Here is a 20,105-nt window from a genome sequence, read left to right on the forward strand (position 1 = left end):
ACAGGCCGATTCGATGTCTCCATCTTTCTGCTACCGCTTGCTGGTCGGTTTCGCAGCCGCGATTTCTTTGCAAACCGCGTTTGCGGAAACTCCGTCCGACTATTTGTCGTCGGGCGGCGGACACCGACTGCTATCGTCCGATCTGCCACCGGGCTATGTCGGTGCGGCTCGCCAAAACGTGTCCAGAATGTGTCCCGGTTATCTGCAACCGGTCGCCTTCATCGGCCCCGAGGGCACTCAGTTTTCGCTCGCCCAGTCCGGTGCGTTTTTAGAACCGTCGGAAAACCTGCAAGCCGGACTTTTGATCGGCGGCGTGTATCGGTTCCAGGTTTCTCGGATCCCCGGTCGCGAAGGCGCCGAACTGTTTCCGACGGTCGAATTGATCGATCGCACGTTTCCACCACCTGGGTTGGCGACGCGACATCCGATTCAAATCCAGCTTGACGAAGACGATCTGATCGCGGCCTTGAACGGCCAAATGGTCACTCGCGTGATCTACCTCGAAGACCCACAAACCGCGACGCCGCTTGAACAAACACGGCTGAACAGTCGGCCAATCGACATCTCCGAATTCCAAGACGCGCTCGAGGTTGCCGACCGATTCGGCAAGCCCTTGGCGATCGTTCGAATCGGATCGCTCGCGCCGCCGCGACAGCCCGAACTGTTAACCCAGTTCTTTTTCGGCTACCCGATCTGGGCACCCATCTACGCTCCTGAAACGGTGACGCAGCGATGAAAACGACTCAACAACTGACACTCGCGATCGCGACGACTGCGATGTTCGCCATCACCGGATGCGGCGTCACTTCGAATCAAAAGCCGTCGATGGCCGCCATGTCGCAGCGTACACCACCATCGTCGTCGCAACCGTTACGCCCGACGCCAAACGTCGTCGCCCAACAAGCGACGAAAACGCCGGTTGATGCCGACGTGATCGCGCAGGTCGGATTCATTGGCGACCTTGCCGACGGATGCAACGTTTCAAGCAGCGACGGAAGTGTGGAAACCGGCTGCGTCGACAATAGTTGCGTTTCGTGTATGCCACAAAATGCTTGCGCGTCCGGCGGTTGCGGATGCAACGCGTGCCAGGTCACGCCACACGGGTATGCGATGCCCGTCATGCCGTGTCCGACCGGCTTTGACCCACAAGAATTTTTGTGTGACGGTGGCGACGCCAAACCAAATGCGTTTGTCCGTCGCAACGATACGATTGGCGGACTTGATCCCGAAGACACAATCGCCCACTACACAACCGAAGCGGGCGATATCGAAACCACCGCCAGCAACCGAGTCTGTGTCTACGCACCTCGTTTCGCTTCGGTCCGCAAGATCACCGGCGCTGTATCGGGTGGCCATTCGATCGGTCTGGCAACCGTGGATCGACCCATCGGAGCCGGTCGCGTCGAAATCAACGAAGGCGGCGTCGTGATCGGTGAAACGATCGAACTGGGCCACGCCGATGTTTCGCGTCGGATCGACGCGATGCGTGAACGCAATCGTGGTGTCCCGATCGAGTCTGTTTTGCAACCGATCCAGAATGTTGACGTGTTGGCGGTTCTGTCGGGCATCAAGTTGGACCAACTGGGCCAACTCGACGACGACCAACGAGCGGTGGTCGAACGATTGGCATTGGCGGCTGTCGCCTGGACGATCGACGAGTCGGTCGAAGTCGAGATTCAAGACCTGAAGCCACCGACGTTGATCCGCGATCAAACCGTCGAAGGTTTGACGGTTTACGAATTTCCTGACGCAGGTCGTTTGAAGATCGTGAAGTTGGCCGATCGCGGCGATGCGAAACCGGGCGAGATCATCACGTTTGCAATTCAAGTTCAAAACGTCGGCGATTCGCCGGTCGAGAAGGTCACGTTGACCGACAATCTGACGACTCGATTGGAATACGTCGAAGACAGCCAAACCTGCAGCGGCGGTGCCGACTTTGTGACCGAATCGAATCAAGCCCATTCGACTCAATTGATCTGGAACTTGACCGACAAACTTCGCGTCGGCGAAAGCGTCACCGTTCGATTCAAATGCAAGGTGCGATAGGGTCGCGGATCAAGTAGGATTGGGAACACTAGTCGAACCGGCGGCATGGGTCGCCGGGTGATGACGAGCGTCGATCCCACTTGAAGAGCCGTTGATCATGCGATGTTTTCGCGGAATCGTACTGGTTGCGATATGCCTATCGCTTGGATGCCGCACCGAATACCGCGAGGACCTCGATTACTCGTACAACGTCCAACAGACGTGGACGCTGCCCGAACTGAGTTTCGGCGAGATCGTGCAATTTGAATCGGTGTTTTGGGAACCCGACGACACCGTGTCGCTGCGATCCAAGATTGTCGACGACACGATCGCGGCCGGTCGCAGTGTCTTGGAGATTGGCACGGGCACCGGGATGATTTCGATTCTGTGTTTACAGAACGACGCCAAGACGGTCGTTGCCACGGACATCAATCCGGCCGCCGTGGCGTGTGCACAGTACAATGCTGCGATGCTGGCGGCCGATTATAAATTGGACGTGCGATTGGTCCCCAAGGAAGACCCGGGGGCCTTTGCGGTGATCACGACGGACGAAGTCTTCGATCTGATCATCAGCAACCCGCCTTGGGAAAACGGCGAAATCAATAAGCCGCTTGACCACGCATTCTACGATCCCAGTTTCAAATTGATGGATTCGTTGTTGGACGGTTTGCCGGTTCACTTGAATCCCGGTGGCAAATGCTTGCTAGCGTACGGACACGTTCCGGCGATCAAGCGATTGCGAAGCGAAGCCGAACGTCGCGGGTTCACCTTCAAGATTTTAGACGACCGTGAACTCGATTCGCTGGACGAAAACTTCTTACCGGGGATGCTAATCGAGATCAAACCTCCATTGGCGACGCCTAACGCGGTCAGTACCCCGGTGTCAAGTCCGCCGGCAAACGACTAGGAAACTAGGCGTTATTTGACTTGCCATCGGCTGGCGCACGTCACTACCATGAAAGGGGTTCATGTCGTGTTTCCATCTCTTTTCATTCTGACCGGGTATGTGCCGGTCGCGACGTGAATCATCCTCGCCGTTCGGATACCACGCCTGATGATCCACTACACCTGTGATCGTTGTAAGCGCCAAATCAATGCTGACGAGGAAAATCGCTACGTCGTTCAGATCGAGATTCAGACGGCTAGCGAGATCCCGATCGCGGATTTCGACGATGACGTGGACCAACTGAACGAGTTGAACGAATTGCTCGAAGGCCTTCATGATGAATCGCTCGAGCAAGAACTGCTTAGCCGGGAATCGATGGAAGTCGACGACATCGAAGACCAACGCATGCGGTATGACCTTTGCCAAGATTGTCATCTTCAGTTCGCAAAGAACCCGCTCGGCCGTGACATGTTGATGGCGATCGGTTTCAGCGACAACTGATTGACGCGCTAGGGATGGAGCGCCGGTTTAGCGACGGTGACGTAGTCCGCGTCCAGGCCGTTTCCTAGATCCCGATTCAGCGCCGCGAAGTCTTCGCGTGATTCCACATAGTCCAGCGCCGCCACGCGAACCGGCATCGGCAACTTCGTGATCTGTTTATCCAAATACGGATCCGCCGCTCCGGTCAACAATCGATGGAGCCATCTTGTATCGGGCTTGCTTGGTTCCAAGTCCAACTTCATCGCAACGTGGCGAAGCATCGATGGCAGTGACCGCGGCGCCGGCGGCGTTGTCAGTTCTTTGGCGGTCCGGCGCAACATGAATTCGGCATCCGCGATTCGGGCCGCGCGTGACGCCGCAACATCGTCACCGGCGCGGTAGGTCGCAACGACGAAGTTCGCCGAGCCGAGGGTTATGATTTCGTGATCGAACCCGCCGAACTTTTTGCGATCGGTTTGGGCGATGACGGAAACGTCCATCAATCCGCCTCGCCACTGAGCAGGAACGGCCATGGTGATGGAGAATACCTTTTCGCCTTCCAGCACTTGTTGCGACGTCCATCGCAGCTTGAAGTAAACGCCGCGGCCGCGATTGATCGTGCCTGCCGCGGTGACGGCTTGAACGGCCGCTTGGCGATGGAACTCGACCGAGTTGACGTTCTTATTGCCTTGATCGGCGCCAATGTTTCCGCGGGTAAAGTGGCCGTACGCTCCATCGACGGACATTCCCAGCGAAGAAGATTTTTCCTCAACGCGTTTGACCTGGATCGGCGAAGAGACGTCGCTGGCCGTTTCGGTTCGCGGCGAAAAATCCGCGATCGCGATCTCGCCGCCACGTGGTTGGCAACGCACCAACCACTGGTCGATGTCGGGCACCGTCGGCGTCACGATCATCGATGACAATCGCAACTCGATCGTGACCAACGATGGATCCTGTGGCGCGTCGGCCGCGGGAACCGCAGCGACGACGGGTGGCAGATCGAACTGAATCGTTTCCGCGTCACCACCGATGGCACGAGTCGATGCGGACAACATCACGACGAAAGCGAACAGAAACTTCTTTGTGTCGGGCATCGTGGTATTCCTTTCCATCGCGATCGTTGCCGAAATCGGTTCGGCGATCGAACAACAAGAATCATGGTCGCTTCGGATCATCCGAAGTGTGCAACGACGACCTGAGTCGATGCACCACCACTTCCGTCGTGGAAAGGGTCAAGCCCACCGCGGACTCGACACGACAAGGTTAGAGTCGCGGGCACACGTCGGCAAAAACCTCGCAGCCAGACGTCCGCATTTGAATCAGGGCTGGCTCGAGCGCACCGGGCGAATGTGAAACTGAACCCCGCTCGTTCTGGCTTGAAGCAAACCCCGTGGAACGGGCGATCCAACGGTTCATTTGCGGCGGGTCGCTACCCTCGGCAATGACCTTGGCCTCGTCCATGGACAGTTGGGCTGAAGTAGGGAACAGGTGACAGGGAACAGGGAATAGGTAGAAATCAAAAACCTGTCACCTGTCACCTGTCACCTGTCACCTGTCACCTGTCGCCTACTCCCCTATTCAAACAGTGCCTTGGCGAATGTTGTGGAGTCGAACTTGGCGATGTCTTCCAGGCCTTCGCCGAGGCCGACAAATTTGACGGGCAATTGAAACTGTTCACGGATGGGCAGGATCACGCCACCTTTGGCGGAACCGTCCAATTTTGCCAGCACGATCCCCGTGCAACCGGCCGCTTCGCTGAAGCCGCGGGCTTGGCTGATCGCGTTTTGGCCAGCCGTGGCGTCCAGCACCAACAGCACCTCGTGCGGCGCATCCTCGATCTTCTTGCCGATCACGCGCCGGATCTTGTCCAGTTGTTGCATCAGGTTGGTTTGCGTTTGCAACCGGCCGGCCGTGTCGATGATGGCGATGTCGGCGCCGATCTCGATCGCTTTCTCCACCGTCTGGAACGCGACGCTGGCCGGATCGGCTTCGTGTTTGCCGGTCACGATCTCGCAACCGATGCGGCCCGACCATACCGTCAACTGCTCCACAGCGGCGGCCCGGAACGTGTCACCGGCACCGAGCACGATTTTGTGTCCGGTCGAATGCAGGTGATACGCCAGTTTGCCGATTGACGTCGTTTTACCGCTGCCATTGACGCCCACGACCAAGATGACCGTCGGCCCGGACTCGGCGAATTGAATCTCGGTCGATTCCTGGGCCAGCAGTTCGCGGGTCTGGGCGGTGATCGATTCGAGGATATCGTCGAAGTGCACGACACGAGCTCGGAAACGCGTCCCGATGTCGTCGCGAACCGCTTCTGCGGAAGCGACGCCCATGTCGGTGCGAATCAATCGAGCAAACAGTTCGTTCAAAAATTCGTCATCGACCAACCGGCCTTCACTTTTGAACAGGTCACGGATGTCGGTGTTGAGCGCTTGCCGAGTTTTGGTCAGCGCACTACGCATCTTGGAAAAGACGCCGGCCTTTGCTGCATCGGGTTGCTTGGGATCCACCGAACTCGCAATGGGATCCGCCGATTCTGCAGTGGAATCGCCTGGGGGAACCGAGGGGACATCGGCAGCAGGGGTCTCGGTCTTCTTGGAACGCCAAAACGCCATGGGATCAGTTCGCGATGGGTCGGAGGAATCGGGAGTGCTAACGCGGTCGATCGACGGCAAACTCGCCAAACACCTAGTTTGACGCAGAATCAACAACTCGGGTAGGGCCACTGACCTGTGGGGCACCAAGCGGCAAAAGCTTGCTAATCGCTACATCTTCTAATTTAGGAGCCGCTTACGTAACACGAATCGGTTTCCCAAAAAGAATACGAGGATCAAGCGGCATGAACGTTCCGATACGCAATGGTGGCACGGTATCAGATCGATTCTCGCGATGTGGGTTGGGTTTTGGCGGCATAACACAATTCGCGTTCCGATGAATACCTGCGATGACAGAGCGTGGCTCGGGAAGTCGAATGCCAAAGAATGGCGGAAGACGGAGGACTCGAAAAACCGGTTTTAGGAGTGTTCCTAAAACGCGATCGAATGATTCGATTGGCTCCACGCCAATGTGCCAGCAATGGCATCCCAAAATGGATAACTGGGGAGTTAACTTTACGATGAAGCTTAGCAAATTAGCACTGATTGCCGCACTCGCTTGCGGAACCTATGCGGGCAATGCGTTCGCCGATCAGTCAAACGACATTCAATTGGTTTCTCACTGTGCAGCAGCTGCATGCGATTGTGGCGAGCCGGCTTGCGGATGCGAGTCGATGAACCTCGACTGCGGTTGCGGCGACAACAGCTGTGACGGCGGTTGTGCAGTTGGCTGCGACAGCGGTTGCGACAGTGCTTGTGGCGTCGGCAGCTGCCTAGACGACTGTGGCCTGTTCGGCGACTGCTGCTTGGGCGACCCCTACACTCTGTTCGGCGAACATTGTGGTTGGTCGGCCGGCGGTTGGGTGCAAATGGGCTACCACAGCAAGGGTAACGGACTGTTCAACAGCCGTCCCGACGAACTGCAACTCCACCAAGCTTGGTTGTACGCTGAAAAGGCAATCGACACGAGCAACGGCTTCGATATCGGTGGTCGCATCGACTACCTGTACGGTACTGACTCGCAAGATACGCAAGCTTTCGGCACTGGTACCGGCTACGACAACGATTGGGACAACGGTCCCGATTACGGTCACGCTTTGCCACAACTGTACTTGGAAATGGGCTACGGCGATTTGTCGGTCAAGCTGGGTAACTTCTACACCATCATCGGTTGGGAAGTTGTCGGAGCGACCGGGAACTTCTTCTACAGCCACGCTTACACCATGTACAACAGCGAGCCGTTCACCCACACCGGTGCTTTGGCGACCTACAATGCAAGCGATGATCTGACCGTCTGGGGTGGATACACCACGGGCTGGGACAGCGGTTTCAACGATAATGGTGACTCGTTCTTGGGCGGTTTCTCGGCTGGTTTGACCGACGACCTGACCTTCATCTACACGACCACCTTCGGTCGCTTCGGTGAAGCTCGCTACGGTGCCGACGAGCGTGGATACATGCACTCGATCATCGCTGACTATGCCGTTAGCGATAGCCTCGAATACATCATCCAAAGCGACTTCTTGGACACCGAAGACGTCAATGGTGCGACCGTTCGTGAAACGTTCGGCATCAACCAGTACTTGATCAAGACGCTCAACGATTGCTGGGCCGTTGGTGGTCGTTTCGAATGGTGGAATGCTGACTTGGCCGCTGGTAACGCCAGCGACGTGTACGCTTTGACCTTGGGTGCGAACTACAAGCCGCACGCCAACGTCATGGTTCGACCTGAAATCCGCTTCGACTGGGACGACGATCAAATCGCCGGCTTGGAAGACGGTGATGATCAAACCACCTTCGGAATCGACACGATCTTCACGTTCTAGTCGGCCAAGCCGGATATCCACTGCCAAGACGTTTGCCGCGGGGCCTGATCGAGACTCCCCGGACGGTCAAGTCACCGGCTTCAAGCAAACGACTTGCCTACTTATCGACCCGGCGGTTCCCAATTGGGAGCCGTCGGGTTTTTTCGTTTCTCGACCCCATGTTTCTGCGTTTCTAAGTTTCTGCGATTTCGGCGATTTCGGCGACTTCGTCATGCCACCGGAGCCACGGCTCCCCGTGTCACGTTTCCCCTGACCGTCAAAGCTTATCACCGCGTGTTAAACCAGGTAGTTCTGGTTATTTGGTATTTGCGGGAAGGTTGGATTTTGATGGAAATGAATGCCGATGCTTGGACTAGCAACCCGGTGCAACCACATAGCAACGCCGGCCGACGAAACATGGATGGGAGTCCAGGACGAATGAGACTTAACAAATTGGCTTTCCTTGCCGCTCTTTGTGGTGGCGCCGTGATCAACGCCGGCAGCAACGCGTCGAACCTATACGGTCAGACGAGCAGCCCCCACGAATCGGCAGTTTCGCAGGTCAGTTACTGCGACGACGAAATTCCGGCCTGCGGTTGCGAAGGCAGCTGTGACGGAACGTGTGACGGCGGCTTCATGAGTGGCGGCTTCGGCGATTACTCGGCCGACTGTGGCACGAGTGATTGTGGATCCGGTGCCTGTGGATCGGGTGACTATGCAATGGACTGCGGCGCCGGTGGCGGCTGTGGCGAAGGGGGGCTGTTTGATAGCGGCTTCTTGGGCCAAGGTAGCCTGGGCGAACCGATCAGCCTGCTGGGCGAATGCTGTGGATTTTCAATGGGCGGCTGGGCCCAGTTGGGTTATCACAACAATGACTTGGCGCTGTTTAACAGTCGCAAAAACGACTTCCAGCTTCACCAGGCATGGGTCTATGCCGAGAAGGCAATCGACACGTCGAACGGTTTCGACATCGGCGGTCGAGTCGACTATGTGTACGGCACCGACGGTCCTGACACACAGGCATTCGGCATCGACACCAACAGCTGGGACAATGGTTGGGACAACGGTCCCGACTATGGCAATGCGTTGCCGCAAGTCTACCTCGAGGCCGGGTATGGCGATTTGTCCGTAAAAGTCGGTCACTTCTACACCATCATCGGTTACGAAGTCGTCCAGGCGACCGGCAACTTTTTCTATAGCCACGCCTACACGATGTACAACAGCGAACCGTTTACGCACTCGGGTGCTCTGTTCACTTACAACATGACCGACGACATCGACATCTTCGGTGGTTACGTCATGGGTTGGGACAGCGGCTTCGACGATAACGGTGATTCGGTGATCGGTGGTTCGTCGGTACAATTGACCGATGACCTGAACATCACGTCAACGATGATCGGCGGTCGATTCAATGACCGTGCGGGCAGCAGCGAACGGGGCTACATGACCTCAACGGTCGCTCAGTTGACGTTGACCGAAAAGTTGAACTACGTCTTCCAAACGGACCTGCTGAATTCGAAAAATGCGGCCGGAGAAACCGTTCGCGAAACCTTCGGAATCAACCAGTACTTGATCCGATCGATCAACGATCGCGTTCAACTGGGCGGTCGCTTCGAATGGTGGAATGTCCAAGCGGATAGCCAAGGCTATGGTTTGCCGGCCGCTGCCATCGGCGACTACGACATCTTCGCGATGACGCTTGGCATGAATATAAAGCCGCACGCGAACGTGACGATCCGCCCCGAAATTCGTTGGGATTGGGTCGATGGCAACAAAGACCGCCTGGCCGCAGCCGACTTCGCATTGTTGGAAGACAACGCTGGCGATCAAACGACGTTCGGTATCGATACGATCTTCACCTACTAATCTGATCCAAAGTCGGCCCCTAGCGAACGCGATTTGCTGACGCCTGAACCGATTTAATCGCACCGAAAAGCCCACCTTCGACTCAGTCGTTGGCGGGCTTTTTTTGTTTGCACAGAAAGCATGCACAGCAGCCACCCATGCCCAATGCCTGGGCACGCCGAGCTAGCAAAATCGCGATCTTCGGCGTTATCAGAAAAATTAACAATTCTGCAAAGCCATTGCCTAGAACAACTTACGCCTGAATCGAAACGCCGAACAACCGCATTGGCACTCCTCTTGCTCTCCCGTGCCAGCAAGCGAGCGAATGCACCCCATTCCTCACGCAACCGACTCACGAGCGTATCTGAAGATGGCCCGGGCAGGAGTTGTAGGTGAGAAGCTGCGGTGTGCTCGCCCACGCCGAGTCAGTGCAACGGCAGAGTCGCCGTCGTCGCTCGAACAGTTTCAACTCCGATTAAGAAGGTGGTTTCAGAATGGTTCATTGGTTGCGAGCACCGTTGCTCACATGTTTGGTCCTTGGGGCCGTGTTCGGAATCAACATGATTTCGACGTCAACAGCATTTGCCCAAGATGAAGTGGTTGCGGAAGTGGTCGAAGCGGTCGCTGAGGCCGAGCCCGCTGCCGATGCCGATCTGGGTGTCGGCTACGCCTTGGACAACGCGGTGCTATTTCTGTGCGCCGTGCTGGTCTTGTTCATGCAGGCAGGCTTCGCGATGGTCGAAGTCGGACTGAACTCGGCGAAGAATACGATCAACATTTTGTCGAAGAATGTGATGGACTTGGCCGTCGGGGCCCTGCTGTTCTTCGCCGTCGGTTTCGGATTGATGTATCCGGGCAGCTATGGGGAAGTAGACAACGCCTACTTTGCCTTCGGCGGCAGCGGCATCTATGACTCCGCCGCTGATCGAACATTCTCGCCTCAAGTCGACTGGTTCTTCCAAGCCGTTTTCGCAGCGACTGCCGCGACGATCGTATCGGGTGCCGTCGCGGGTCGAATGAAGTTCACCGCCTACCTGATCTACAGCGCGATGTTGACCGGATTGATCTATCCGATCAGCGGCTACTGGAAGTGGGGCGGCGGATGGTTGATGCAGTTTGGCGAACTGGTTGACGGCGAATACACGATGGCCTTCCAGGACTTCGCAGGTTCGGCAGTCGTTCACGCGGTTGGTGGATTCGCCGGCCTAGCCGGTGCGATGATCCTTGGCCCACGCCTGGGACGTTTCACCGCCGATGGCAAGAGTGTGCCCCTTCCCGGTCACAACATCGCCTTCGCTGCACTGGGCGTGTTCATCCTATGGGTCGGATGGTACGGATTCAACCCTGGCAGCCAGCTGGCGTTCCAAGGTACAGGCGACATTGACGCGACGGTCTTCATTGCCGTGAACACAACTCTGGCTGCTGCGGCGGGTGCCGTGATTGCGACCGCGTTGAGCTGGGCGATGTTCAGCAAGCCCGACCTGACAATGAGTCTTAACGGTGCGCTGGGTGGATTGGTCGGTATCACGGCTTGCTGTGACGCGTTCTCGAACGTTTGGTCAATCGTTGTCGGCGGTGTCGCTGGTGCGTTGGTCGTCTTGGGTGTGATCCTGCTGGACAAAGCCAAGATCGACGACCCCGTTGGTGCATGGCCCGTTCACGGATTGTGCGGCGTTTGGGGCTGCTTGGCACTTGGCCTGCTTCCCAACACCCACCTCGACAGTGGTGCAACCAGCTTGATGGTGCAGTTGATTGGTACGGTGTCGATATGTGCTTGGTCGTTCGTCACGATGGGAGGTTTGTTCCTGGTGCTGAAGGCGCTTGGCATGCTTCGAGTCTCGGCCGAAGAGGAAACCGCTGGCTTGGATATTTCCGAGCACGGCATGCACGCATACCCGTCGGACGCAGTCTCTGGCGGTGCGGTCATCTAGTGAATTCAATCGACGTTGTTTTGGCAGCGTCGAAACGAGCTACCCACCAATGCTTCGTCGCCACGGTCGTCCTGACCGAGGCGGCGAGGCACCCGGTGCGGAAAGGGAACACGGGGAGACAAGACGACTTCTCGGCTCTTGCCTGGGCCAGAAGATCCCGGCTCGGGTGGGCGTCCGCCTCGCTCACCTGAGTTCGGGTTTTTCGAATCCGGCAAACCAGCGGTCGATCTTGAGAAAGCCGGCGTCTCGTCAGAGGCGTCGGCTTTTTTCGTACCCGCGAACGTTGCGTAGTCGCCAACCGGTCGACCATCTACAATCACGATCTGCCCCGCTATTGTCACCTTTGTTTTATGGACTCGTCGAAGCACCGTGAAAGTCGAAGCACCGTGAAATTTGTCATCGCAATTGTCCAGCCGGGCAAGCTGGAATCCATCAAGGCGGAACTCAGCCAAGTCGAAGTCGTTCGATTGACGGTGTTGGATTGCCAAGGCTTTGGTCGCCAGCGGGGAAAAACCGGGGCCCAACACGGCTTGGACTCGAGCGTGAACCTGCTTCGCAAAGTTCAATTGCAGATCGCCGTCAATGAAGAGTTCGTGCAACCGACCATCGACGCGATCGTCGCGGGCGGGCGGACGGGATCCGAGGGCGAGATCGGCGATGGCAAGATTTTCGTTCTACCGATGGACGATTGCATCCGAATCCGCACTGGTGAAACAGGAAGTGAAGCAATATGAGCGAGTCTGATCTCCCGCTGGCCGGCCAACGCGTCTTGATTTTGACCGGCGAGATCTACGAAGACCTCGAACTTTGGTACCCGAAACTGCGACTCGAAGAGGCCGGTGCCTCCACCGTCGTCGCTGGCCCCGACGCGAAAACGCACTACAACGGGAAACATGGATACCCGTGTACCAGTGATGCCGCGATCGCGGACATGGATGCGGGGGACTTCGATGCATTGGTTGTGCCGGGCGGATTCATGCCCGACAAGTTGCGCCGCGACCGGGCGGTTCTCGACTTGGTCCGCGCCTTCGACGCGGATAAGAAACCGATTGCCGCGATTTGCCATGGCGGATGGATTCCGATCTCGGCGGGTGTCTACAAAGGCGTGCGAGTGACCGGTTCGCCGGGCATCAAGGACGACCTCGTCAATTCGGGTGCAACCTACGAAGATGCGTCGGTCGTTGTCGACGGTCACCACGTGACCAGCCGTCGCCCGGACGACTTGCCGGATTTCTGTCGAGCGCTGATCGGCTTGATGGCTCGCTAGAGTTTTTTCGACGCAGCCATTCCCACGCACAAAAGAACGTACACCTGCATGGCCGAAGACGAATTCTATGCGGCGACGGTCTCGTTGGCCGTGCCGATTGACCAAGCATTCGCATATCACGAACGCCCGGGAGCACTGTCTCGGTTGATCCCGCCGTGGGAGTCTGTCGAACTTGAGCATTCCGACGGATCGCTGACCGTTGGCAGCCAAGTGGTCATGAAGACCAAGATTTTTGGGATTCCGTTTCGCTGGGTCGCCCGTCACACCGAATACGACCGGCCGCGGCTGTTTGCCGACACTCAGGTTTCCGGACCTTTTGCATCGTGGGATCACCGCCATGAATTCAGCGAACCGTCTACCGAACAAAGTTCGATGTCTCAACTGCGAGACCAGATTCGGTATCGAGTTCCGCTGGGCGCGGTCGGGCGATTGTTTGGCGGATCGAAAGCCCGCCGAACGATTGAGGCGATGTTCGCGTTTCGTCACCGTTTGACTCAGGATGACTTGCAATTGCATCACGATCGTCCGGCCGAACCGATGACGATCGCCATTTCCGGATCTAGCGGAATGGTGGGCAGCCAGTTGTCGGCGCTGGCGACACTCTTAGGGCATCAAGTTCGCCCGATCGTTCGGTCCGTCGACAAAGACCCCAACACCATCGCGGCTTGGTCAAATGACGATGACTTGCAAAAGTTCGAAGGTGTTGATGCCGTGGTTCACCTAGCCGGAAAGTCGATCGCTGACCAACGTTGGACCGACCCCGTCAAACAGGAAATTCGCGACAGCCGCGTCGTCAAAACACGCCAACTTTGCGAGTTGCTGGCCCGACTGGATCGAAAGCCATCGGTTTTGATATGCGCGTCGGCGACGGGCATTTACGGGGATCGTGGCGATGAGATTCTCACCGAAGATTCCCAGCCCGACGATTCGTTTCTAGCGGATGTCGCTCGCCAATGGGAAGCCGCTTGTCAGCCGGCCATCGATGCGGGCATTCGCGTCGTCCATGCTCGTTTCGGAATCGTTTTGTCACCGCAGGGCGGCGCGCTCGAAAAATCGCTGCTGCCGGCAAAGCTGGCCGGCGGGTCGCTGGGCAATGGCCGCCAATGGTGGAGCTGGATCGCGTTGGACGATGTCGTCGGTGCGATCTATCACGCGATCACCGACCCTTCGATGTCGGGACCCGTCAATTTCGTTTCGCCGACACCGGTCACCAATGGTGAGTTTGCAAAAACGCTGGCCAGTGTTGTGGGTCGACCGGCACTGTTTCCGGCCCCTGCGTTCGCACTCCGAGCAGCGCTGGGCGAAATGGCGGACGCGCTGTTGTTGTCCAGTTGCCGTGCCGAGCCGACGCGGTTGCAGGCGGCGGGCTATCGATTTCGGTTCACCGAATTGGAACCGTTCCTTCGATACGTGTTGGGGCGAAACCGGCTGAGATCGGAAGCATGAACGCCAACACTCTTTTTATCTTAAATCTGTGTTCGACGTGGTACATGGTCGGTCTGATTTGGATGGTCCAGGTCGTACACTACGCGATGTTCGATCGCGTGGGGGAGAGCGAATTTATTCGCTATGCTGCGGACCATAATCGATTGATCACGCCCATCGTCGGAGTCCCGATGTTGATCGAAATCGCGACGGCGTGCATGCTTTTGGCGATGGCGCCGGATGGTTTTCCGCGATGGGCGGCGTGGGTCGGCGTCGCGATGATCATCGCCATTTGGATTTCGACGGCGGTTCTGCAAGTGCCGTGTCACGAACGGTTGGGTTCCGGCTTTGACGTCGAAGTGTATCGACGATTGGTCAACACCAATTGGATCCGCACGATTTTGTGGACTGCGCGAGGCGTCATGATGGGCTATTTCTTGACGAAGATGCTGCGGTGATCCTTTGCGAATTCCGCACCGCCGAGAGTGACTACAAGTACATGCCGACGAAACCGTCGGACGAATCACTCTGCTCTTGAATCGCTTTCAGGCGTTCTTCCGTCTTGGTCATGTCACCCGCTTCGATGTAGCGGTCGAATTCGACCAGCAGTGCATGCCGAACGCTTTCGGTCAAAAATTCAACCATGGGTTCGTTCAACCAACTGCACGTTTCGCCTTTCAGTTGGACGTGTACATCAACCGCTTTGGTTTGGATGTCCTTCTCGCCCGTCATCACCGTGCCCTCGAACGAGAACACAATTTGGCCGCGATTGGGATCGTTGGTCAAGTGATACACACATTGACCACGGTGCAGATAGTACGTGTTGTGCGTACCGTGCGTTGCCATTGCATCTTTGACTCGCAACACAAACTGTTCATAGCGAGGCGACGCATCGACGGGAACGTCCATCCGCGTGACGCTGCGCAACGGCAGACAATCAAACTCAACCTCTACCCACCTGCCCGTCATGATCGTCGATTCCTAATACCGCTGAAGCCTGAACTGACACAGATTCCAGTGTACCGAAAAAATCACTGAACCGTCGTCAACACGTTGACGTTTTGTTCAACGCGACGATGGATTCGGTTGAGTTGCTGTTCAAGCTGCAGGTTTTCACGATGCAGACGCTGCATTTCTTGACGCATTGCTTTGACCGTCGCGTCCGTTTCTGCTGCATATTCGCTGATCGCTTTGGATTCAACCTCGAACTGCTTCAAGTCTTGTTCCAAACGAACCTTGATACCTTGGTTGGCGACCAGCATGCCGTTGCTCTTGTCGATCGCTTCCTTCAAAACGGTTTCCGCCTGAGTCAGTTCGGCCTTTCGGTTTTCCAACTCGGCCAATCGCAAGCGAATGTGCCGCAGAATGAATCGATAGTCATTCAAAGGGCGGATGTAATATCGGTCGATCAGTTTTGCCGCGCCCTCGTCGATCAAAACGTCTGCGGCATCTTCTTTGAACAAGTAGATGTCGCCCTTCTTGAACTTGACGCTGCCGCCGTCGCCACGTTGCAACCTTGCATCCACCGCGCGACCCGTTCCGTCGAAGAATCCACCTTCGAGTGCGCCACGTTGTTCGGGGCTGTCGACTTCGATGGAATGATTCTTGATGAATTCAACCTTGGTCCATCGGCTCAGTGGCGGATCGTCTTGTGTCGCCCGTGAACCGTCACGCAGGTAATTCTTCAGCGTTTCGGGGGAAACGGTTTTGCCGATTATCGACTTGACCAATTCTTCGTCGACACGTCCGAGCCAGTTGTCGTCACTGGGGACACTACCTTCGGCGATAAACGGCGTATGTCCGTCAAGCGGCAGCAACTCGTAGATCGACCAACTGCGAGCTTGACCGCTGCCGATCGCTTGCAATTGAGCTGGCTCGAGCGGTCCCGTCGGAGTGATCACGATTTGGTTCGGTGTGCTGGCCGTGACTCGGAATTCACCCAAAAAGAACGTTGGGATAGGAGTCGGCACGTCGGGACGCGGTGTTTCGCCGAAACCGTACACAACCAAATCAACTGGGATCATCGGTGCCGGATCCACGGCAGCCGCGGGCTCTTCACCGGGGACGCCGGCCACACCGGTATCTTCGACCAGCTGGACCAAAGTGATTTGATTGTCGGCAACGTTCTTCATCTGCAGGTTTCGCCAGCGACGTCCTGCTTCGATTCCCAGCTTCGAAAGCCGCTGTGACAATTGACGAACTCCGTCACCGCCGGTGGGATCGGTCGGATCGCCGCGAGAAATCAGCCGGTGCTCGGCTTCGACCTCAGCAAATTGTTTTTCTAGCTTTTCACGGACCTGATGCCACGCCGCACGACTCTTCAACACGCCCGCGGTCGGGAACAAGAACAGCACCGCCAAGATCATGGTGATGCAGACAGGCACGATTTGAAACCAACGCCAACCGGACGCGGCCTTCCAAACCATTACGAAGAAGCCGATCAGCAGAACGACCAACAGACCGAGGATGACAAACTTCATGGTCGTTTTGAGATCACCATCGCGGCGAGTGAAATGGAACGCGTCTCCCGCAAGCAGCTCTCGAGCTCAACTTTCCCTAGGAATGCATTGTTTCCTATCGGAAGATGAAGCCGTCGAACCTGCAATTTTGAGCGCTGAACACCAAAAAGAGCAGAGGAGTGGCCGAAATTGCCTCCCCGAATACTAAGTTGGGCAATTTGCAGCGTCAAGGTTTTCTCGCCACGGTTGGGCTCATTGGGCAATTTGTTGCCCTTTCGACCCCTCTTCTAGCGCCTTCAGGTCGCTCCATCACCTCATTTCGAGACTTTTCCGCATAACCGAGGCAATCCGCTTAGTCGTTACCACCGGACGGGGGTAACCGGAAAACCGGCAACCTCGGCATAATTGCCCCGCAATCGAAGGGCTTGAAAAACCGAAACCGATAACGACGGGACCGAATGCGCACGGAGTGCCGGTCTGCGACTGTACATCGATGTTTTCGCTTTCGACGATTGACCTGCCCTATGACAACGATTCGATCAAACGCCGTAGTGCCCTTGGCCGCAACCGTGGGAATGATCGTTCTTGGGATCGCCGCCTCGACGGGGTGCCATCGGCAATTCTATCGCAAGCAGGCCGATTGCGAGGCCCACGCCCTGATAGCAGAGAAGTCCTCTCACGTCGCTCGCCCGCCCAGCCAAGCGGTTCGTATCGAAGTCGATCGACGCAGTCGGATGTTCAACCCATTCGATTTGGACTTTCAACCGATGCCGCTGGATGACCCGTCGTCCTACCAATACATGCAGTGCGTTGACGGCCGCCGGGGATACCCGATGTGGGAAGCCGCGGGGCTGACCAACACGACCGAGAGTCCAGATTGGTGGCAGTTTCTACCGCTGAACGAAGACGGCGTGTTGGTGCTGAATCTCGAGAACTCGGTCCAGATCGCGCTGTTGCATTCGCCCGAGTACCAGGCCCAGGTCGAACAGTTGTATTTGTCGGCGCTGCAAGTCAGTGCCGAACGATTTCAATTCGACACACAATTTTTCGGCGGCGGTAGAACGTTCTTGACTGCCGACGGTTCGGCTCGCAATGGAGGTGGGGGAGCCAGCAGCACGCGATTCGAAATCGGTCCCAATAGCAATGGACGACGAGACCTGGCGTTGCAACGCAGTTTTGCGACCGGCGGCGAGTTGGTCGCCGGTGTTGCCAACAGCATCGTTTGGGAATTAAGCGGTCCGAATTCGCAGAGCGCATCGACCGTATTGGACTTCTCGTTGATTCAACCTCTCTTGCGGCGTGCCGGTCGCGACCGAGTGCTCGAAGATTTGACGTTCGCCGAACGCGCACTGCTGGCTAACGTTCGTTCGTTCGAACGATTCCGTCGCAGCTTCTTCCTGAATGTCACGATCGGTCGGTCCACCGAAAGCACGTTGCGAACGGGCGGATTCAGTGCCGGCGGACTCGGCAACAACGTTCCCAATGCGAACGTGACCAATACAGGCAACGTCGGCGGCTACCTTGGACTGTTGCAAACCGAATTGCGGATTCGCAACCTGGAAGAAAACATCGCCCGACAGGCCGAGTTCTTGTTGGTGCTCGAAGACACTTTGATCGAGTTGTTGACCAAGATTCCGGACGATGCCGACTCGATCGTGCGTCAGCGATTGCAAGTCGCACAAGCACGATCAAGTCTGTTGCGATCGCAAAGTGACTTGGTCAATCAACAAGCCAACTACCAACGCTCGGTGGACGCGTTTTTGCGAACGCTGGGACTGCCACCTTATATCTGTGCAAAGTTGGACGATCCGTTCCTGGACCAATTCGAGCTGATCGACCGAACGCTATTGCTGCGGCGTGAAGAACTCAGCCTGCTGCGATCGGACGTCGGCGTGTTGAACGTCGCGATTTTGGAACGCACTCAAACGGGCATCGATCCGGATACGAAACTGCCAAGTTCGTCGCTCGAATGGAGCGAAGGCTTGAAAGAAACACTCGAGGAACTCCGCAAAGAAATCGAACCACTGGCCGAGTTCAACAAAAAGTTGATCGACGAAGACTTGCCGTCGGTTGCGAAAGATATCGAGACGTTCAACGAGTCATTGGGCGAGCGTCAAAAACAAAACAAAGACTTGATGAAGGTCTACGAAACGGAACAGCAGAGCATTTGTGGATTGTTAAACGTGTCGGAAATCGACGAGTCGATCTTCGAAATCGATGAACTCGAAAAGCTCGCACCACTGTTGCAACAGTCGTACGACCGACTGGAAAAACGGTTCCAATCCTACAACGATAAGATTGCCGAACTGCAAGAAACTCTCGAAACGATCCTGGCGGACGAAGGTGGCGACCTGGAACCCGACGAACTGGCGACGGGGCTTCGTGACGACGTCATTCTGGCATCCCAGAACCTGTTGGCCGACCTCGGTGACGACGTGCTGGCACTGCAGTTGATCCAGGCTCGGGCGCGGACCGAAAAGGTTGTCCTGCCATCGGTCGACATCGCACCGGAAACCGCGTTTGAAATCGCTCGCAAGAACCGTCGTGACTTGGCGAATGCGAAAGCCGCTTTGGTGGATACGTGGCGAGCGATCGAAGTCGTCGCGGACGATTTGGAAAGCACGCTGGACCTTGAATTCAGCGGCGATGTTCAAAACGTTGGCAACAACCCGCTCGACCTGCGAAGCAACACCGGACGATTGCGAGTCGGATTGCGTTGGGACGCGCCGATCACCCGCTTGCTTGAACGCAATGCGTATCGAACCAGCTTGATTCGCTATGAACAAGCCAAGCGATCCTACTACGGGCTAGAGGACAGCATTTGGCAACTGCTGCGAGCCGAGATTCGACAGCTTCAAGCGAACCGTTTGACGTTTGAACTGGGCCGACAATCGGTTCGAATCGCGGCTCAGCAGATCGAATTGAACGCGGACATTCGTGAAATCAATGACTCCCGCGGTCGCCCGGCCGGTCCAACGGCCGCTCGTGACGCGATCAGTGCGCTCAGCGATTTGTTGGACGCCCAGAACGGACTGCTGAACATCTTCGTCAATTACGAAGTGGTACGCCGTGGCTTAGACTTTGACCTGGGAACGATGGAGTTGACGCCCGAAGGACTCTGGATCGAACCAGGGGAACTGGAACCGGAATTGCTTCTCATGCTGCCGGGGACGACGGCTGGCGGAATGGTGGATGGTCAATGCACCAATTGCTGCTTGCCCTACAACCCGCTGCCGCCCGAACCAAGCTTCAAGGACTTTTTGCAAACATCTGCCGGAATACCCGTGGAGGCGAACAACGGACTGCCGCCCGAAGTGGTCATCGAAGCCGGCGGTTTTGTGCCGGAAAGTTAACGGTCGACTTGAAGCTCGAAAGCACTCGA

Annotated in this window: 16 protein-coding genes; 12 read left to right on the top strand and 4 right to left on the bottom strand. The window is 56.6% G+C overall.

The annotated features are described in order from the left end of the window. Window positions 1–13 precede the first annotated feature (13 nt). The 4 genes from Poly51_RS15715 to Poly51_RS15730 all read left to right on the top strand — a co-directional run bounded on the left by Poly51_RS15715 (window position 14) and on the right by Poly51_RS15730 (window position 3,412). A complete protein-coding gene (locus tag Poly51_RS15715) occupies window positions 14–736 on the top strand; it encodes a hypothetical protein (protein WP_246114542.1) in 723 nt (240 codons plus the stop codon). Then, window positions 733–2,046: a DUF11 domain-containing protein gene (locus Poly51_RS15720; RefSeq protein ID WP_146458747.1), complete on the top strand. Its 1,314-nt coding sequence runs from the start codon at window positions 733–735 to the stop codon at window positions 2,044–2,046. The genes Poly51_RS15715 and Poly51_RS15720 overlap by 4 nt, the downstream gene beginning before the upstream one ends. Window positions 2,047–2,143: 97 nt before the next feature. Continuing rightward, entirely contained in the window at window positions 2,144–2,932 is a 789-nt protein-coding gene (locus tag Poly51_RS15725; protein WP_146458748.1) for a 50S ribosomal protein L11 methyltransferase, read from the top strand. A gap of 147 nt (window positions 2,933–3,079) precedes the next feature. Next, on the top strand, window positions 3,080–3,412 hold the full coding sequence (locus Poly51_RS15730) for a hypothetical protein (RefSeq protein WP_146458749.1): 333 nt from the start codon (window positions 3,080–3,082) through the stop codon (window positions 3,410–3,412). A gap of 8 nt (window positions 3,413–3,420) precedes the next feature. Here the strand turns inward: Poly51_RS15730 and Poly51_RS15735 are convergent, their stop codons facing one another. Beyond that, the gene (locus tag Poly51_RS15735) at window positions 3,421–4,485 is read right to left on the bottom strand and encodes a hypothetical protein (RefSeq protein ID WP_146458750.1); all 1,065 of its coding nucleotides are present in this window, start codon (window positions 4,483–4,485) and stop codon (window positions 3,421–3,423) included. Window positions 4,486–4,965: 480 nt separating this feature from the next. After that, window positions 4,966–6,012 carry a signal recognition particle-docking protein FtsY gene (gene ftsY, locus Poly51_RS15740; RefSeq protein ID WP_146458751.1) on the bottom strand — a complete coding sequence of 349 codons (1,047 nt, stop codon included), beginning with the start codon at window positions 6,010–6,012 and terminating at the stop codon, window positions 4,966–4,968. Between the two features lie 500 nt (window positions 6,013–6,512). Here ftsY and Poly51_RS15745 point away from each other — a divergent pair, with 500 nt between their 5' ends. The 7 genes from Poly51_RS15745 to Poly51_RS15775 all read left to right on the top strand — a co-directional run bounded on the left by Poly51_RS15745 (window position 6,513) and on the right by Poly51_RS15775 (window position 14,722). Further along, window positions 6,513–7,817: a porin gene (locus tag Poly51_RS15745; protein WP_146458752.1), complete on the top strand. Its 1,305-nt coding sequence runs from the start codon at window positions 6,513–6,515 to the stop codon at window positions 7,815–7,817. 417 nt (window positions 7,818–8,234) lie between these two features. After that, window positions 8,235–9,662, top strand: coding sequence for a porin (locus Poly51_RS15750; RefSeq protein ID WP_146458753.1), 1,428 nt, complete (start codon window positions 8,235–8,237; stop codon window positions 9,660–9,662). Window positions 9,663–10,201: 539 nt separating this feature from the next. Next, window positions 10,202–11,572, top strand: a complete 1,371-nt coding sequence (locus Poly51_RS15755; RefSeq protein WP_146458754.1) for an ammonium transporter — start codon at window positions 10,202–10,204, stop codon at window positions 11,570–11,572. Window positions 11,573–11,958: 386 nt separating this feature from the next. Next, a complete protein-coding gene (locus Poly51_RS15760) occupies window positions 11,959–12,306 on the top strand; it encodes a P-II family nitrogen regulator (protein ID WP_146458755.1) in 348 nt (115 codons plus the stop codon). Continuing rightward, the gene (locus Poly51_RS15765) at window positions 12,303–12,839 is read left to right on the top strand and encodes a type 1 glutamine amidotransferase domain-containing protein (protein WP_146458756.1); all 537 of its coding nucleotides are present in this window, start codon (window positions 12,303–12,305) and stop codon (window positions 12,837–12,839) included. Before Poly51_RS15760 ends, Poly51_RS15765 begins: the two co-directional genes overlap by 4 nt. A gap of 48 nt (window positions 12,840–12,887) precedes the next feature. Then, entirely contained in the window at window positions 12,888–14,285 is a 1,398-nt protein-coding gene (locus Poly51_RS15770; protein WP_146458757.1) for a TIGR01777 family oxidoreductase, read from the top strand. Beyond that, a complete protein-coding gene (locus tag Poly51_RS15775; protein ID WP_146458758.1) occupies window positions 14,282–14,722 on the top strand; it encodes a hypothetical protein in 441 nt (146 codons plus the stop codon). The genes Poly51_RS15770 and Poly51_RS15775 overlap by 4 nt, the downstream gene beginning before the upstream one ends. 31 nt (window positions 14,723–14,753) lie before the next feature. Here the strand turns inward: Poly51_RS15775 and Poly51_RS15780 are convergent, their stop codons facing one another. Together Poly51_RS15780 and Poly51_RS15785 are read right to left on the bottom strand one after the other, a co-directional pair. After that, window positions 14,754–15,233: a hypothetical protein gene (locus tag Poly51_RS15780; protein ID WP_146458759.1), complete on the bottom strand. Its 480-nt coding sequence runs from the start codon at window positions 15,231–15,233 to the stop codon at window positions 14,754–14,756. 62 nt (window positions 15,234–15,295) lie between these two features. Further along, window positions 15,296–16,744: a hypothetical protein gene (locus tag Poly51_RS15785; RefSeq protein WP_146458760.1), complete on the bottom strand. Its 1,449-nt coding sequence runs from the start codon at window positions 16,742–16,744 to the stop codon at window positions 15,296–15,298. Window positions 16,745–17,247: 503 nt separating this feature from the next. Here Poly51_RS15785 and Poly51_RS15790 point away from each other — a divergent pair. Further along, on the top strand, window positions 17,248–20,076 hold the full coding sequence (locus Poly51_RS15790) for a hypothetical protein (protein WP_146458761.1): 2,829 nt from the start codon (window positions 17,248–17,250) through the stop codon (window positions 20,074–20,076). The last annotated feature ends 29 nt before the right edge of the window (window positions 20,077–20,105 follow it).

Source organism: Rubripirellula tenax, from assembly GCF_007860125.1.
In the GTDB taxonomy this organism is placed as follows: domain Bacteria; phylum Planctomycetota; class Planctomycetia; order Pirellulales; family Pirellulaceae; genus Rubripirellula; species Rubripirellula tenax.